The organism is Labedaea rhizosphaerae (genome assembly GCF_004362825.1).
Taxonomy (GTDB): Bacteria; Actinomycetota; Actinomycetes; order Mycobacteriales; family Pseudonocardiaceae; genus Labedaea; species Labedaea rhizosphaerae.
In genome coordinates, this window is the sequence record NZ_SNXZ01000001.1 from 177,184 (window position 1) to 190,290 (window position 13,107).

At 71.1% G+C, this 13,107-nt stretch carries 13 protein-coding genes; 8 read left to right on the top strand and 5 right to left on the bottom strand.

Translation table 11 applies throughout. The features are described from left to right. The first annotated feature begins 59 nt into the window (after positions 1-59). The 6 genes from EV186_RS00815 to EV186_RS00840 all read left to right on the top strand — a co-directional run bounded on the left by EV186_RS00815 (position 60) and on the right by EV186_RS00840 (position 5,257). Positions 60-1,019 (top strand): ATP-binding protein, encoded by a 960-nt coding sequence (locus tag EV186_RS00815; protein WP_133847167.1) that lies wholly within the window; start codon positions 60-62, stop codon positions 1,017-1,019. Positions 1,020-1,030: 11 nt separating this feature from the next. Continuing rightward, positions 1,031-1,420: an SCO5389 family protein gene (locus tag EV186_RS00820; protein WP_133848662.1), complete on the top strand. Its 390-nt coding sequence runs from the start codon at positions 1,031-1,033 to the stop codon at positions 1,418-1,420. 46 nt (positions 1,421-1,466) lie between these two features. Next, positions 1,467-3,461, top strand: coding sequence for an SDR family oxidoreductase (locus EV186_RS00825; RefSeq protein WP_133847168.1), 1,995 nt, complete (start codon positions 1,467-1,469; stop codon positions 3,459-3,461). A gap of 82 nt (positions 3,462-3,543) precedes the next feature. Then, the gene (locus EV186_RS00830; RefSeq protein ID WP_133847169.1) at positions 3,544-3,903 is read left to right on the top strand and encodes a VOC family protein; all 360 of its coding nucleotides are present in this window, start codon (positions 3,544-3,546) and stop codon (positions 3,901-3,903) included. Between the two features lie 92 nt (positions 3,904-3,995). After that, positions 3,996-4,886 (top strand): coiled-coil domain-containing protein, encoded by an 891-nt coding sequence (locus tag EV186_RS00835; protein WP_133847170.1) that lies wholly within the window; start codon positions 3,996-3,998, stop codon positions 4,884-4,886. Then, positions 4,883-5,257 carry a hypothetical protein gene (locus tag EV186_RS00840; RefSeq protein ID WP_133847171.1) on the top strand — a complete coding sequence of 125 codons (375 nt, stop codon included), beginning with the start codon at positions 4,883-4,885 and terminating at the stop codon, positions 5,255-5,257. The genes EV186_RS00835 and EV186_RS00840 overlap by 4 nt, the downstream gene beginning before the upstream one ends. Positions 5,258-5,418: 161 nt before the next feature. On the opposite strand, the gene EV186_RS00845 is transcribed toward EV186_RS00840, so the two are convergent. The 5 genes from EV186_RS00845 to EV186_RS00865 all read right to left on the bottom strand — a co-directional run bounded on the left by EV186_RS00845 (position 5,419) and on the right by EV186_RS00865 (position 10,868). Beyond that, positions 5,419-6,228 (bottom strand): alpha/beta fold hydrolase, encoded by an 810-nt coding sequence (locus EV186_RS00845; protein ID WP_133847172.1) that lies wholly within the window; start codon positions 6,226-6,228, stop codon positions 5,419-5,421. Positions 6,229-6,239: 11 nt separating this feature from the next. Then, entirely contained in the window at positions 6,240-7,190 is a 951-nt protein-coding gene (locus EV186_RS00850; RefSeq protein ID WP_133848663.1) for a PDR/VanB family oxidoreductase, read from the bottom strand. A gap of 256 nt (positions 7,191-7,446) precedes the next feature. After that, a complete protein-coding gene (locus EV186_RS00855; RefSeq protein WP_133847173.1) occupies positions 7,447-8,304 on the bottom strand; it encodes a metal-dependent hydrolase in 858 nt (285 codons plus the stop codon). Between the two features lie 5 nt (positions 8,305-8,309). Continuing rightward, positions 8,310-10,052 (bottom strand): SDR family oxidoreductase, encoded by a 1,743-nt coding sequence (locus EV186_RS00860; protein WP_133847174.1) that lies wholly within the window; start codon positions 10,050-10,052, stop codon positions 8,310-8,312. Positions 10,053-10,115: 63 nt separating this feature from the next. Further along, entirely contained in the window at positions 10,116-10,868 is a 753-nt protein-coding gene (locus tag EV186_RS00865; protein WP_133847175.1) for a MerR family transcriptional regulator, read from the bottom strand. 167 nt (positions 10,869-11,035) lie between these two features. Here EV186_RS00865 and EV186_RS00870 point away from each other — a divergent pair, with 167 nt between their 5' ends. Together EV186_RS00870 and EV186_RS00875 are read left to right on the top strand one after the other, a co-directional pair. Then, positions 11,036-12,181 carry a sensor histidine kinase gene (locus EV186_RS00870; protein ID WP_133847176.1) on the top strand — a complete coding sequence of 382 codons (1,146 nt, stop codon included), beginning with the start codon at positions 11,036-11,038 and terminating at the stop codon, positions 12,179-12,181. Continuing rightward, positions 12,145-12,789, top strand: a complete 645-nt coding sequence (locus EV186_RS00875; RefSeq protein WP_133847177.1) for a LuxR C-terminal-related transcriptional regulator — start codon at positions 12,145-12,147, stop codon at positions 12,787-12,789. The genes EV186_RS00870 and EV186_RS00875 overlap by 37 nt, the downstream gene beginning before the upstream one ends. Positions 12,790-13,107 lie beyond the last annotated feature (318 nt).

The window sequence follows — 13,107 nt, forward strand, 5'->3', positions numbered from 1 at the left end:
TCCGGTGAACCGGCCGCGTCGGCTTGCGTAACGACAACGATAACCGATATCAGTGTCACATGAAGATCGCCTTCGTGGGCAAGGGCGGCAGCGGCAAGACCACGCTCGCCGGGCTGTTCCTGCGCCACCTGCACGCCGATGGCGCGCCGGTGCTCGCCATCGACGCCGACATCAACCAGCACCTGGCCGGTGCGCTCGGCGCGACCGAGCACGAGGCGGCGGCCATCCCGCCGCTCGGCGAGCACCTGCCGTTGATCAAGGACTACCTGCGCGGGGACAACCCGCTGATCGCCTCGGCCGACGAGATGATCAAGACGACCCCCGCCGGCCGCGGTTCCCGGCTGCTCGACCTGGGCACGCGCACGCCGATCCACGACCAGTGCGTGCGTGAAGTCGGCGGGATCCCGCTCGCGGTCACCGGCCCGTTCACGCAGGAAGACCTCGGCGTCGCCTGCTACCACTCGAAGGTCGGCGCGGCCGAACTGCTGCTCAACCACCTGGTCGACGGGCCGGGCGAGTACGTGGTCGTGGACATGACCGCGGGCGCCGACTCGTTCGCCTCGGGCCTGTTCACCCGCTTCGACGTGACGTTCCTGGTGTGCGAGCCGACCGTGCGCAGCGTCGGCGTGTACCGCCAGTACCGCGACCACGCGCGCGACTTCGGCGTCCGGCTTGCCGTGGTGGGCAACAAGATCAGCGACGACACCGATCTGGAGTTCCTGCGTGACCAGGTCGGTGGCGACCTGCTGACCACGCTCGGACGCTCCGCGCACGTCCGCGCCGCCGAACGCGGCGAGCTCCGGCCGATCTCCGGCCTGGAGCCGGAGAACCTGCTTGCGCTGCACGAGTTGCGTGCCCTCGTGGACCGCACCACCCAGGACTGGGACCGGTTCCAGCGCGACGCCGTGCGGTTCCACCTGCGCAACGCGCAGGCGTGGGGCAACGCCCGCGCCGGGCGCGACCTCGCCGAGCAGATCGACCCCGGCTTCACCCTCACCCGAAAGACTGTGTCCCGATGAAAGGAACCCTTATGTCCCTTGATGTTCCTGCCGCCCTGCTGGACGAGGCCGAGCGTGGCGAGGTCGCCGACGCCGACTTCATGGCATGCGTGCGGACGTCGTTGCCGTACGCGTGGACGGTGATCAGCGACGTGGCCGCGCGGGCGGGCGACGAGCACCCGTTCGCCGAGCACGCCGTCCCCCCGCCGAGTGAGGCCGAACGCGGCCAGCTGCTGCGGGCGCTGGCCTCCGACGCGATCCGCGGCGGGCTCGAGCGGCACTTCGGCGTGCGGCTGGCGTTCCAGAACTGCCACCGGGTCGCGGCGTTCCCACCGTCGGCAGTGGACGGTCCGGCGTACCGCGCGTTCACCTCGGCCCGCGGTCAGCTGCTGAACCAATCCCCGGAACTGCGTGACTGCTGACTCACGTTCGTAGCGGTTGCCGGTGGGGAATGGGATGCTTCCGGCCATGGCGACCTACTTGGTGACCGGGGCGACCGGGCTGATCGGCAGGCACGTGCTCGCGCTGCTGTTGGAGCGGCCGGACACCGAGCGGGTCTCGGTGCTGGTGCGCGAGCGCTCACGGGACCGGCTCACCGAGATGGTGCGGCAGTGGCCGGGCGCCGACAAGGTGGTGCCGATCGTCGGTGACATCGCCGAGCCCGGCCTCGGCATCACCGACGCGGACGTCGAGGCGCTCAGCGGTTCGGTCGACCACGTGGTGCACCTCGCCGCCCTGTACGACATCACCGCCGACGACGAGACCAGCATCACCGCGAACGTCGAGGGAACGCGGAACGTGGTGGAGCTGGCCGCGCGCATCGACGCGGGCCGGCTGCACCACGTGTCCTCGGTCGCGGTCGCGGGCGACTACGACGGCGAGTTCACCGAGGACATGTTCGACGCCGGCCAGCGTCTGGTCACGCCGTACCACCGGACCAAGTTCGAGTCCGAGAAGCTGGTGCGCGAGCAGCACGACGTGCCGTTCCGGATCTACCGGCCGGCCATCGTCGTCGGCAACTCGGTCACCGGCGAGATGGACAAGATCGACGGCCCGTACTACTTCTTCCCGGCGCTGGCCCGGCTCGCGGGCCTGCCCAGCGTGCCGTTCGTGATCCCGGACATCGGCGACACGAACATCGTGCCGGTCGACTACGTGGCCGAGGCCATGGTCCACCTGATCACCAAGCCGGGCCTGGACGGGCGGACGTTCCACCTGACCAACCCGGAGCCGCAGTCGGCGCGGGCGGTCTACAACGCGTTCGCCCGGGCGGCCGGCGCGCCGCAGGCCAGCGGCGAGCTGGCCGAGCGGCTGAGCAACCCGCTGCTCTCCCTCGTGCGGCTCACCGAGCACGTGCCCGGGGTGACCCTCGCCCGCGACGCCGTGCTCGACCGGCTCGGCATCCCGCCGGTGCTGCTCACCACGCTGACCTTCAAGCCGCGGTTCAACTCCTCGGCCACCCGCCTCGAACTGGAGGGCAGCGGGCTCGAGGTGCCGAAGCTGCGTGAGTACGCGAGCGTGCTGTGGCGCTACTGGCGCGAGCACCTCGACCCGTTCCGCGCGCGCAAGCACGGCGAACGCGGCCCGCTGGACGGGCGTCGCGTGGTCATCACGGGTGCGTCCTCCGGCATCGGCCGCGCCACCGCGTTGAAGGTCGCCGCCCAGGGCGGCGTGCCGTTGCTGGTGGCCCGGCGCGAGGCCGAACTCGAAGAGGTGCGAGCCGAGATCGAGGCCGAGGGCGGGCACGCGTACGTGTACCCGTGCGACCTGACCGACGACGAGTCGGTGCGCAAGGTGGTCGCGAAGATGCTGGCCGAGCAGCCCGGCGTGGACATGCTCGTGAACAACGCGGGCCGTTCGATCCGCAGGTCGGTGCGCCTTTCCTACGACCGCATGCACGACTACGAGCGCGCGATGGCGATCAACTACTTCGGCGCGGTGCGGCTGATCCTGGCGCTGCTGCCGCACATGACCGACCGGCGCTTCGGGCACATCGTGAACGTGTCGTCGATCGGTGTGCAGGGCATCGCGCCGCGCTTCTCGGCGTACGTGGCGTCCAAGGCGGCGCTCGACTACTTCTCCAAGATCGTCGCCACGGAGACCCACGGCGCGGGCGTCACGTTCACCACCGTGCACATGCCGCTGGTGCGCACCCCGATGATCCGCCCGACCAAGCTGTACGACGCGTTCCCCACGAAGTCGCCCGAGCAGGCGGCCGACATGGTGGTCGAGGCCCTGGTCAAGCGCCCGAAGCACATCGGGACGCCGACCGGCCAGCTGATGTCGGCGGCCTACACGATGGCCCCCGGCCTGGTCGACGCCGTGGCCTACCAGGCCTACCGCGTCTTCCCCGACTCGATGGCCGCGGGCGGCTCCGGGCGGCCGAAGCTGGGCAAGGGCGAACGCAACCTGTCCATGGCGGCCGCCGCCATCGTCAAGCTGACGAGGGGTTTCCACTGGTGAGCCTCATTTGCACGAGCCCGGCGCCGTTGCGCACCCCGGCAAGCGCGCCCCGCTCCCTGGGGCGATGTGGAAATGAGGCTCATTGATCATCGGTAGCCACACGGTTCTCTACGCGAGCGACCCGGGCGCGGCCCGGGCGTTCCTGCGTGACGTCATCGGCCTGGCCAACGTCGACGCGGGCGACGGCTGGCTGATCTTCAAGCTGCCGCCGCACGAGCTCGGCGTGCACCCGACCGGCCCGGACGGCGGCGGCACGCACGAGTTGTTCTTGCTGTGCGACGACATCACGGCGACCGTGGCCGAACTGCGGGAGAAGGGCGTCGAGTTCACCAGCGAGGTGACCGACCGCCGATTCGGCCTGATGGTCACGTTCAAGGTGCCCGGTGCGGGCGAAATGGGCCTGTACGAACCACATCACCCGACCGCGTACGACTTGCCGTGACGTCTACAGTGGACAGTCCGCCGGGCGCGAGGACTGGACCACTCGGGGATTGGTGGTGTCGCGGCGTCGCCGAATCCGGGTAGCGTCACAGCATGGCCCCTTCGCACGACCGTGACCAGACGGAAGCATTGCCCTTCACCGTCAGCCGGCACGGCTACGACCGCGAACAGGTCCGTCAGCACCTGCTCCGGGTGGGCGACGAGACCAAGCGCGCCCAGACCGAACGCGACCAGCTGCGTGAGCAGAACGCCGAACTCAACGGCCAGTTGCAGATCGCGCGCCGTGAGATCGCCGCGTTGACCCAGCGGCTGGAGACCATGGCGGCCGAGCAGTTCCCGCAGTCGGTGCAGCAGGAGCGGGCCGCCCGCACGCTGCAGCAGGCCGAGGCGCAGGCGAGCGAGATCGTGAGCCGCGCGCAGGCCGCCGCCGACCACGCCTGGTCGAAGGCGGAGGAGGCGTCCGCGACGCTGCGGGAGCGCTACCAGCGTCTGCTGGCCGACCTTGGCCGTCAGCACGAGGAACTGCACGCCGAGCACGAACAGGTCATGCGCTCGGCCCGCAGCCAGGTCGAGGAGATGACGACCGCGGCGAACGCCCAGCGCAGGCGCATCGACGAGCAGGCGCAGGCCGAGCGCGACCGCATCGAACGGGAGTTCCAGGCGTCCATCGGCAGCCGCCGCGCGAAGCTCGACGCCGAGCTGGCCGAGCGCAAGGCCGAGGCCGAGGAGCAGGCCCAGCAGCTCATCCGCGGCGCGGTGCACCACGCGAACGAACAGATCGCCAACGCCAACAAACAGCTGGCCGAGATCGCCCGCCGGCGCAAGGCCGCGGCCAAGCACCTCAGCGGCGCGACGACCCTGCTCGACCAGAGCGCGAACCTGTTCGACCCGGTGGACGAAGAGGCCGACCTGACCACGATCGAGGGCGGCGACAAGCCCGTCCCGTCCGAGCTGCGCGAACCCCAGCCGAGCAACCCGCGATGAAGGGCCTGCTCGCGGTCGTCCTGGCGCTGGTCGGCGCGGTCGCGGCGGCCTACGGCGCGTTCCAGCCGTGGCAGCACGGCCGCACGGGCACGCACACCCCGCTCGCCGAGGCGTTCGGCGCGCAGACGAAGGCCACCACGTCCCCGGCGACATCGGCCTTCGTGCTCATCGCGATCGGCATCGTGCTGGTCGTGGTCAGCCTGGCCCGCTCGAAACCCGCCCCGATGGTCCTCGGCGCGCTGCTGATCCTGGTGCCGCTCGCGTTACCCCTGGCGACCAGCCACCTCAAGTTCGACGACCTGCAGACCGGCGCGTACCAGGTCCTGGTCGGCGGCGTCCTGGCGCTCATCGGCGCAGGCCTGCGCTCCTAGATCGACCGTCCCCACACGGGCCCGCACCCCAGTTATCCACACCCTGGCGGTTGTCCACAGATCGGCTCCGCAGCGCCCACACCCCCGCTGACCTCGATAGACTGGTTGCGGGGGTGCCCCCGGGAAGGGTGGGCCCTGGCCTGGGCGACAAAACCGAAAAATCAGGCGGCGGCTTCGCCTTGGGTTCGGGCTCGGGCGCAGGTGGCCAGGATCGTCCGGGCGATCAGGTCCGGGTCGTCGTTCATGGGCACGTGGCCGCACCGCGGCAGCGACACGTGGGCGGCCTCCGGCAGCAGCGCCGCCGCCCGCCGGGCCTGACGCGGCCACAGGATCCGGTCCCGGCTCCCCCACGCCACCGTCGTCGGCACGACCGGCGCGGGCGCGGCGAACACGTACCGCGCCCCGCTCTCGGCCACCGCGTCGAAGCCGGACGAGGTGACCATCGACGCCAGGTCGGCCAGCATGACCTGGGCATCGGTCAGCGACGGCCGGCCGAACAGCACGCTCCCGCTGATCACCCGCGCCGCCCGCGTGCTGACCATCAGCCGGCGCAGCGACTCCGGCGCGTGGCCGAGGCGGCGGACCATGCGCAGCACGTTCAGCGCCCAGGTCCGGTCGCGCGCCGTCCAGAAACCGGCCGGGGCCAGCGCCGTCGCCGAGCGCGCCAAACCCTGCGATGCCAGCTCCAGCGTCAACGTCCCGCCCAGCGAGTTGCCGGCCAGGTGCGGGCGCGGCACGTCCAGGGCCTCGAAGACCTCCGCGAGCGCGTGCACCGCGTGCGGCATGTCGTAGGGCAGGTCCGGCGGCAAGGCGGGCGACGCCCCGAAGCCCGGCAGGTCGATCGCGATCACGTCGTGGTGCTCGGCGAGGCGGTCCAGCACCGGCTCCCACGCCTGCCACCGGTGCCCGATCCCGTGCAGCAGCACCAGCGGCTCGCCGCGCCCGCGCCGCTCGTACACCAGCTCGATCATCTCGGCCTCCCCTACAGATCCAGCACGACGAGGCCGCTGCCGCGGTCCCGGCAAATGGACATCTCGTCCTCGCCCGGCAACACCCGAACCCGGCAAGTCCCGCAAAACCCCTGCTGGCACGAGTACGCCACGCTCGGCAGCACCTCGCGGACGGCGGCGAGCACGCTGCGGTCCGACGCGACCGGCACCGTCACACCCGTGCGGGCCAGCCGAACCACGAACGGCTCCCCGCCGACGACCGGCGGCGGCGAGAACCGCTCGAAGTGCAGTGGCCGCCGGCCCAGCACCGCCCGCACGCCGTCGATCATCGGCACCGGGCCGCAGCAGTACACGGTCGCCCGGTCCGGGGCGTGGGCCAGCAGTTCGACGGGATCCGGCACGCCGGATTCGTCGTCCGTGCGCACGACCACCCGGTCGCCGGAAAGCTCCGCCAGGAACGGCATCGACGCCCGCGACCGTCCTGTGTAGACAAGCCGCCAGTCTGCGCCGCGCGCTTGGGCGGCCCGCACCATCGGCAGGATCGGCGTGATCCCGATGCCGCCGGCGAGGAACAAGTACGAAGGCACGTCAAGGAAAGGGAAGGCGTTGCGCGGCCCCTGCACCGCCACCGACGAGCCCTTGCGCAGCGTGGCATGCACCTCGACGGAACCCCCGTCGCCGCCGTCGATGCGGCGCACCGCGATCCGGTAAGCCCGCCGGTCGGCCGGGTCACCGCAGAGCGAATACTGCCGGCGCCGTCCCGACGGCAGCAGCACATCGAGGTGGCAGCCCGGCTGCCAGAGCGGCAGCGGCGCGCCCGATGGATCGACCAGCCGCAAGCTGATGACGTCGGCCGCCTCGTGGACCACCTCGTCGACGACCAGCCGCAGCGTCCGGTCGACCGCCCGCACCGGCGGCTGGCGGCGGGCACCGCGGCGGGACAGCCGCTCGTAGGCGTTGGTGACCGGCACCAGCGCTCGCATCAGGCGATCCCGGCGGTACAGGGCGGGTGGTGGCGGGATCACCGCGGGCTCCCCACGGTTTTCCACAGGCGGGCAGTTGTCCACAGATTCGCTCGCGACCCGTTGCGAGGCTTGCGAACCGATAGAATGGAACTGGGGTCGCCCCCCGGGACGGGTGGGGGCTGGGTAACGCGGGCGCGAAGCAAAACCGTTGCGGCGCAAGGATTTTGCGGGCAGGGGTTTTGCGGGGCGGCCGGAGTCGGGGCCAGCGGCCCGTTCACGACGCGGCCGCTGCTGCTGGGGAAGACGCCAGGTAAGCCACCGCCTGGCTGGTCGAGCCCTCCTGGCTCGGGTGGTAGCGGCGCGGCAGGTACCGCCAGGTCGCCGGCAGCAGCTGCCCCGGCCGCGGCAGCAAGCCCCGACGGGCCGCGCGGAAGTAGGCGCGCCAGGACGCTCGCGGCGGGCGCGTCGGGTCGTTGCGCAGCAGCCAGCGGGTGGACCGCACGAACAACCAGCCGAGGACCGGCGCGACCACGAGCATCGTGCGCACGCGGCGCAGGTAGCGCCCGTCCAGGTGCATGTACAGGTCGAAGGCCACCGACCGGTGCTCCACCTCTTCGGCGCCGTGCCAGCGCAACAGGTCCAGCATCGTGGGGTCGGCGCCGGCGGCGTCCAGGGCGCGGGCGTCGAGGACCCACTGGCCCAGCACCGCGGTGAAGTGCTCGACCGCCGCGATCACCGACAGCCGCTCCAGCAGCCACTGGTGCCGGGCGGCTCCGGTCAGCTCGCGGTCGCCCAGCAGCGAACGGAAGATCCACTCGATCTGCGCCACGAACGGCCCGAGGTCGATGCCTTGCGCGGTCAGGTGATCCGCCGCGCCCTGGTGCGCTTCGGCGTGCACGGCCTCCTGCCCGATGAACCCGAGCACGTCCTCGCGCACCTTGTCGTCGGCGATCAACGGCAACGTTTGCTTGAACACGTGCACGAACCACCGCTCACCCTCGGGCAGCACCAGGTGCAACGTGTTGATCGCGTGCGTGGTCAACGGCTCGCCCGGAACCCAGTGCAGGGGCACGGAGGACCAGTCGAACTGGACGTTCCTCGGTTGCAGCACGAGGTTTTCCGGCTCGGCCATGGCGCCTACCGCACCGGGTTCAGCCGCGCGAAGCGGCGCATCAGGCCGGGCGCGAACCGCGAGCCCAGGCGGCCCGCCTTCGCCTCGACGGTCACGGGCACGACGGCGGTGTTGTCGAGCACCGCCTTCACGATCGCGGAGGCCACCCGCTCGGGCGGGAACCCACGCTTCGCGTACGCGCTCGAAGCCTTGCGCCGCAACACTTCCTGACGCTCGTCCGAAGCCCCGGCGAACCGGGTGGTCGACGTGATGGCCGTGTTGACCAGCCCCGGACAGATGGCGGACACGCCGATGCCGTGGGCGGCCAGCTCGGCACGCAGGCACTCGGAGAGCACGAGCACGCCCGCCTTGCTCGCCGCGTATGCCGGCAAGGTGCGCGAAGGCGTGTACGCCGCGGCCGACGAGAGGTTGACGATGTGCCCGCCCTCGCCGCGCGCCACCATCAGCTCGCCGAAGAGCTTGCAGCCGTGCACCACACCCATCAGGTTCACGTCCAGGACCCGTTGCCACTGCGCCGAAGTGGTGTCCATGAACGCACCCGCCAGCCCGATGCCCGCGTTGTTCACCACCACGTCCGGCACGCCGTGCGCGTCCGCGACCTCGGCCACGAACCGGGTCATCGCGTCCTCGTCGGCGACGTCCGCTTGGAACGGGTAGGCCGCCGCACCGATGGTCTTCGCGGTCTCCTCCGCGGCGGCGAGGTCGAGGTCGGCCACCACGACCTCCGCGCCGAGCCCGGCGAAGAGCTGCGCCGTGGCCCGGCCGATCCCGCTGCCCGCGCCGGTCACCACCACGAGCTGGTCGCCGAAGCGCTGCCGCGGCACGCCGGATCGCCCACGCTGCAACGACCTGGTGACCGGTGCGCCCTCGACGTGCTCGACGAACTCGGTGACCGCACGGGCCACCACGTCCGGGCGCGACTCCGGCGCCCAGTGTCCGGTGTGGATGGTCCGCCGCCACAGCCGCGGCACCCAGTGGTCCAGTTCCGCGGTCGGGCCCGGTGTGACGTAACGGTCGGCGGCCGGGAGCAGGGCCTGCACCGGCACGTCGGTCCAGCGCTGCCGCGGGTGCAGCAGGCGCGGCAGCATGTTCGCCCGGTACAGCCGCACACCCAGCGCGCCGTCGGCCGCCTGGGTGTCCGCCGGATGCCCGTCGCGGGGCTCGAGGCCCTCGACGGCGTGCATCAGCTTGCCCCAGTTGCGGCCGATCACCGTGCGCCACAACAGTTCCGGCACCACGGGCACGTGGAACAGGTAGATGTACCAGGAATGCGCGAGCTGCCCGGCGAGCTTGCGCAGGTTGCGCGGCGTCGGCGCGCGCACGGTCCGGCGCAGCCACGCGCCGGTGTGGTCCAGGCAAGGACCGGAGATGGTGGTGAACGAGGCAATCCGGTGCTGGCGATCGGGGTCGGTGACCGCCTCCCACGCCTGGATCGAGCCCCAGTCGTGGGCCACGACGTGCACCTTGCCCGACGGCTTGACCGCGTCGACCACCTCGAACAGGTCGTCGCCGAGCCGTTCGGTCCGGTAGCCGTCGGTACCGGGCGGTCCGGTGGACGCCCCGGTGCCGCGGGTGTCGTAGGTGACGACGTGGAAGCGCTCGGCCAGCCGATCGGCCACGCCGTCCCACAGCCGGTGCGTGTCCGGGTAGCCGTGCACGAGCAGCACCGTCGGTGCGCTCGGGTCGCCCCGTTCGAACACCGCCAGGGTCGCGTCCCCCGACTCCACCGACCGCTGCGCACTCGTCATTGAGCAACCCACTCACTGGGGACTTCACTGTCAACGACGAACGTTACAACGCCCATTGTCAGCTTACAACCGGTCGGCGCCCCGCCCCTCCTCCAGCACAGCCACCAGCCGGTCGCCGATGATGTCCGGGATCACCCGGTTCGCCGAGCGGGCCACCGCGGCCGACAAAGCCGAGTTGACCAGCGGTTTCAGCTTCGACAGGACCTCGACGTAGTAGGGCAGCTCGTCGCCGCTGGGCAGCCAGCCGGGGCCCTTGGGATCCAGCACGTACTTGCGCACGACGCTCACCATCAGCCCGGCGACGTGGTCGACGTCCTGCTGCAGCTGGGCCGCCAGCTCCAGCGCCTCGGCCAGCGGCACGCCGAGCTCGACGAGCTGGCGACCGGCCTCGACCAGGCGCGGGCTCGGCGCGTAGAAGCGGGCGCCACGCCGTTCGAGCAGCTTCAACTCGAGCGCGCGGCGGATGTTGGCCTGCGACAGCTCGCCGCCGAACATGTCGCGCAGCTGTCCGAGGGTGAGGTGCTCGGGCTGCTCGTCGGTCCACGACGCGCCCAGCGTCTCCTCCAGCCCGAGCAACTCGGCCAGCGTGTAACCGGACTGCCAGGCCGCCAGCATCTCCTTGATCTGGGCGAACGCGTACCCGCGGGCCAGCATGTTGATGACCAGCCGCAGCCGGGAGAGGTGGGCGTCGGTGTAGATGGCGGTGCGGCCGCGCTTGATCGGCGCGGGCAGCAACTGCCGGTCCTGGTAGACGCGCACGTTCCGCACGGTCGTCCCGGCCAGCCGCGCCAGCTCGTCCACCCGGTACTCACCCACGCCGGGAAGAGTAGGCGCTGCGCTGCCGATCCCCCCAGAAGACCCGGTACTCACCTACACCGGCGGCTTGGAGCCCAGCCTCCCCAACGAGGTGGAGCTACGTCTACTGCTTTCGGGCTGGTCGCCGGGCCAGAATGGGTTGCGTAGGCAATACGAGGAGACACGACATGGGTTGGCCGGGATACCGCGGACCGCTTTGGACGCTGGGGAACTTCGTCGAAGCGCTCGGGCTGCTCGTGCTGTCCTGCCTGAGCCTCGCGATGTTCCCCTTCATGCTGGTCGCGGCCGTGACGATCCCGATCGCCGGGGTCGGGCTCGTGCTGATGTTCCTCGGGCTGCTGGTGGTGCGGCCGATGGCGATGCTGCAACGCAAGTGGGCCGGGCGCGTGCTGGGCGTCGACCTGCCGAACGCCTACCGCACGGTCCCGGCGGACGCGCGGCTCGACGACCGGTTCAAGCTGATCACCGACCCCGCGCTGTGGCGTGACATCGCGTGGCTGGGCGTCAACGGCACCATCGGGTTCGTGCTGTGCCTGGCGCAGGTCATCCTGACGATCCCGATGCTCGTCGGCATGTGGGCCAACCCGAAGCTGCAGTACATCAACGCACACGTGTCCGCGTACCTGCTCGCCCCGCCGGCGAGCGCGAAGCTGCAGAAGCGGGTGGAGGAGCTGGCCACCTCCCGCGCCGACACCGTCGACGCGAGCGCGGCGGAACTGCGCCGCATCGAGCGCGACCTGCACGACGGCGCGCAGGCCCGGCTGGTCGCGCTGAGCATGAACCTGGGCATGGCCGAGGACGCCCTGGAGCGCGATCCCGCCCTGGTCAAGGAGATGCTGACCGAAGCCCGGACCTCCACCGGCAAGGCGCTCACCGAGCTGCGCGACCTGGTGCGGGGCATCCACCCGCCCGTCCTGGCCGACCGCGGCCTCGACGGCGGCGTGCGGGCGCTGGCGCTCGACCTGCCGATCACCGTGGACGTCGACATCGCGCTGCCGTCCCGGCTGGAGGCGCCGGTTGAGTCCGCGGGGTACTTCGCGGTGGCCGAGTCGCTGGCCAACGTGGTCAAGCACTCGGGCGCGGGACACGCCTGGGTGCACATTCGGCACGAAGACGGCAAATTGCGGATGCAGATCGTGGATGATGGCCGCGGTGGCGCCGACATCGGCGCCGGGAGCGGCCTGTCCGGCATCCAGAAGCGCCTGGCAGCCTTCGACGGGACGCTCGTCGTCACCAGCCCGCTCGGCGGGCCGACCGTGGTCACGATGGAGGTACCGTGCGCGTTGTCATCGGGGAGGATCTCGCCCTCCTGAGGGATGGCTTGATCCGGATGCTCGAGGCGCACGACTTCGACGTCGTCGAAGCGGCCGACAACGGGCCGTCCCTGTTGCACGCGCTGGTGACGCACAAGCCCGATGTGGCCGTGGTGGACGTGCGCATGCCCCCGACGTTCACCGACGAGGGGCTGCGGGCGGCGATCGAGGCACGCAAGCAGGTGCCGGGGCTGCCGGTGCTGGTGCTCTCGCAGTACGTGGAGCAGTTGTACGCGCGGGAGTTGTTGTCCGACGCCGGGGGCGCGGTCGGGTACCTGTTGAAGGACCGGGTTTCCGATGTGGCGCAGTTCATCGACGCGGTCCGGCGGGTCGCCGCGGGCGGGACGGCGATGGACCCCGAGGTGATCTCCCGGCTGCTGGCCCGGCACTCGGCGAACGAGCCGTTGCAGCGCTTGACGCCGCGCGAGCGGGAAGTGCTGGAGCACATGGCCGAAGGCCGCTCCAACGCGGCGATCGCGGCGAAGCTCTTCATCACCGACAAGGCGGTGTCCAAGCACACCAACAACATCTTCACGAAGCTGGACCTGCCGCCGTCGGAGGACGACAACCGCCGCGTCCTCGCCGTCCTCGCCTACCTCAACGGCTGACCACCCCTCGACCCAGGCGTGTCCCACACTCAAAGCGGGTGTGTCCCACACTCGGAGCGCGCGTGTCCCACACTCGGATGTGGGACACACCCCGCGCGAACGTGGGACACACCCAGCCGGAACGGGGGACACACCCGACGCGAACGTGGGACACGCCTGGAAGGCACCCGAACGTGGCAGGTGCTCACCCGTCTCGCGGTACAGGCGATCACGCGCACCCACCTACCGTGTAACTCTCGGCTACTACGGGAGGCGAACCGTCATGGGTGGTTGCAACTGCTGCTCATCGTGCACCGGCCACGGCTGCGGGTGCTGCGG